1 protein-coding gene is annotated in these 3,606 nt (G+C 66.7%); it reads right to left on the reverse strand.

Annotated features, from left to right (window positions below):
* Nucleotides 1–3,606: DUF3400 domain-containing protein (locus tag WT53_RS25925; RefSeq protein ID WP_060262255.1), on the reverse strand; the 3,606-nt coding region annotated here is incomplete at both ends.

The following is a 3,606-nucleotide window of genomic DNA, read 5'->3' on the forward strand; positions in this document are numbered from 1 at the left end:
CACGCGCTCGATCCCGCCATTGTTCGCGTGTGCGACGTAGTCGGCCATCCAGTTCTCGCCGAGCACCTGGCGGGCGATTTCGACCACGATGTAGTCGGCTTCGAGGTTCGCGTCCTCGTTGTAGCGCGACAGGCCCTGCAGGCACGACGGGCAGCTCGTCAGGATCTTCACGTCCGGCCCGTTCGCGTTCGCGCCCGCGGCCGCCGGCGCGTCGCCCGCCACCACCGGGATCGCGCGCAGCTTCGCGGCGCCCTTGCGGATCTCTTCTTCCTTGCGGAAGCGAACCTGCGTGGACACGTCCGGCCGCGTGACCGCGAGCGTGCCCGATTCGCCGCAGCAGCGGTCGTTCTTCTCGATCCTGTAGCCGTCCTTCTCCGAGCCCATCAGCTCGTTGACCAGCTTGACCGGATCCATCGTCTTGATCGGCGTGTGGCACGGGTCGTGATACATGTAGCGCGTGCCCGTCACGCCGTCGAGCTTCGTCCCCTTCTCCAGTAGGAACTCGTGGATGTCGATGATCCGGCAGCCCGGGAAGATCTTGTCGAATTCATACCCGGCGAGTTGGTCGTAGCACGTGCCGCACGACACGACCACCGTCTTGATGTCCAGGTAGTTCAGCGTGTTCGCGACCCGGTGGAACAGCACGCGGTTGTCCGTGACGATCTTCTCGGCCTTGTCGTACTGGCCCGAGCCGCGCTGCGGGTAGCCGCAGCACAGGTAGCCCGGTGGCAGCACCGTCTGCACGCCGGCTTCCCACAGCATCGCCTGCGTGGCGAGCCCGACCTGCGAGAACAGCCGCTCCGAGCCGCAGCCCGGGAAGTAGAACACCGCTTCCGAATCGACGGTCGTCGACTTCGGGTTGCGGATGATCGGCACGATCTTGTTGTCCTCGATGTCCAGCAGCGCGCGCGCCGTCTTCTTCGGCAGGTTGCCCGGCATCTTCTTGTTCACGAAGTGGATCACCTGCTCGACCGCGGGCGGCTTGCCGGTCGTCGCCGGCGGGTGCTGCGTCTGCTTCGTCACGACCTTCTTCAACATGTCGTTCGCGAAGCGCTGCACCTTGTAGCCCACGCCCATCATCACGCCGCGCGCGAGGTTGATCGTCTGCGGATTGGTCGCGTTCAGGAAGAACATGCCCGCCGCATTGCCGGCGTTGAACTTCTTCTTGCCCATCTTGCGCAACAGGTTGCGCATGTTCATCGTGACGTCGCCGAAGTCGATCTTCACCGGGCACGGCGTCGCGCACTTGTGGCACACCGTGCAGTGGTCGGCCACGTCGTTGAACTCGTCCCAGTGCTTGATCGACACGCCGCGGCGCGTCTGCTCCTCGTACAGGAACGCCTCGACCAGCAGCGACGTCGCGAGGATCTTGTTGCGCGGGCTGTACAGCAGGTTCGCGCGCGGCACGTGGGTCGCGCACACCGGCTTGCACTTGCCGCAGCGCAGGCAGTCCTTCACCGAATCGGCGATCGCGCCGATGTCGGACTGCTGCATGATCAGCGACTCGTAGCCCATCAGCCCGAAGCTGGGCGTGTACGCGTTGCGCAAATCGGCGCCGTCGAGCAGCTTGCCCTTGTTGAAGCGGCCGTTCGGGTCGACGCGCTGCTTGTACGCGCGGAATTCGGCGATCTCGTCGTCGGTCAGGAACTCGAGCTTCGTGATGCCGATCCCGTGTTCGCCGGAAATCACGCCGTCGAGCGAACGCGCGAGCGTCATGATGCGTGCGACGGCCGCATGCGCGTCCTGCAGCATCTCGTAGTTGTCGGAGTTGACCGGGATGTTCGTGTGGACGTTGCCGTCGCCCGCGTGCATGTGCAGCGCGACGAACACGCGCCCGCGCAGCACGCGCTTGTGGATCGCCTGCGCTTCGTCGAGGATCGGCTTGAACGCGCCGCCGTTGAAGATCGCGCGCAGTTCCGCGCGGATCTCCTGCTTCCACGAGATGCGGACCGTGCGGTCCTGCGTGACGTGGAACACGGTCGCGCCCGGCTGTTCGTCCGCGCGGTCGGCGAATTTCTCGGCGAGCGCCTCGTAGCCGAGCTGCACCAGGTAGTGCTGCGCCTCGCGCAGCGGCTGGTCGAGCCGGTCGCGCACGAACTCCCAGCGCGCCCGCACGCGCTTGAGCAGCTCGAGCGCCTGCTGCACGCGGTCTTCCAGCAGCTCCGCGCTCGGGATCTCGTTCGCGTCGTCGGTCTTGCCGAGCGGCAGGTTGCCGCCGCGGAAGAACGCCTCGAGCGCGTCGACGAGCTGCAGCTTGTTCTTCAGCGACAGCTCGATGTTGATCCGCTCGATGCCGTCGGTGTACTCGCCCATCCGGTTCAGCGGGATGACGACGTCCTCGTTGATCTTGAACGCGTTCGTATGCTTCGCGATCGCGGCCGTGCGGCTGCGATCGAGCCAGAAGCGCTTGCGCGCCTCCGCGCTGACCGCGACGAAGCCTTCGCCGCTCTTGCCGTTCGCCATCCGGATCACTTCGGACGTCGCCTGCGCGACCGCATCGGCATCGTCGCCGACGATGTCGCCGATCAGCACCATCTTCGGGAACGCGTTGCGCTTGCTCTTGGTCGCGTAGCCGACCGCGCGCAGGTAGCGCTCGTCGAGGTGCTCGAGGCCCGCGAGGATCGCGCCGCCCTGCTTCGACGTCTCGAACAGGTAGTCCTTGATCTCGACGATGCTCGGAATCGCCTCGCGCGCCTGACCGAAGAATTCGAGGCAGACGGTGCGCGTGTGCGCGGGCATCTTGTGCAGCACCCAGCGCGCGGACGTGATGAGCCCGTCGCAGCCCTCCTTCTGCACGCCCGGCAGGCCGGCGAGGAACTTGTCGGTCACGTCCTTGCCGAGCCCTTCCTTGCGAAAGCGCCGGCCTTCGATCTCGAGCATCTCGGTCTTCAGCAGCTTCTCGCCCGGCGCATACGCGCCGTCGAACCACTTCAGCTCGAAGCGCGCGACCGCGATGTCGTGGATCTTGCCCTGGTTGTGCTCGTGGCGCGTGACTTCGAGCCAGTTGCCGTCCGGGTCGACCATTCGCCACCACGCCAGGTTGTCGAGCGCGGTGCCCCACAGCACGGCCTTCTTGCCGCCCGCGTTCATCGCGACGTTGCCGCCGATGCACGATGCGTCGAGCGAGGTCGGATCGACCGCGAACACGTAGCCGGCCGCTTCGGCCGCCTCGGTCACGCGGCGCGTGACGACGCCCGCGCCGGAGAAGATCGTCGGCACCTTGTGCGCGACGCCCGGCAGTTCGGTCAGCTCGACCGCGCCGAGCTGTTCGAGCTTTTCCGTATTGATCACCGCGGAGAACGGCGTGAGCGGCACCGCGCCGCCCGTGTAGCCGGTGCCGCCGCCGCGCGGGATCACGGTCAGGCCGAGCTCGAAGCACGCCTTGACCAGCGCGGCGATCTCGGCTTCGGTATCGGGGGTCAGCACGACGAACGGGTATTCGACGCGCCAGTCGGTCGCGTCGGTCACGTGCGACACGCGCGACAGCCCGTCGAAGCGGATGTTGTCCTTCTGCGTGCAGCGGCCGAGCGCCTTGGTCGCGCGGCGGCGCAGCTCGGCCATCTTGTCGAATTCGTCCGCGAACTCGTCGACCGCGCGCTGCGCGGC

The organism is Burkholderia sp. MSMB2157WGS, from assembly GCF_001532755.1.
Taxonomy (GTDB): domain Bacteria; phylum Pseudomonadota; class Gammaproteobacteria; order Burkholderiales; family Burkholderiaceae; genus Burkholderia.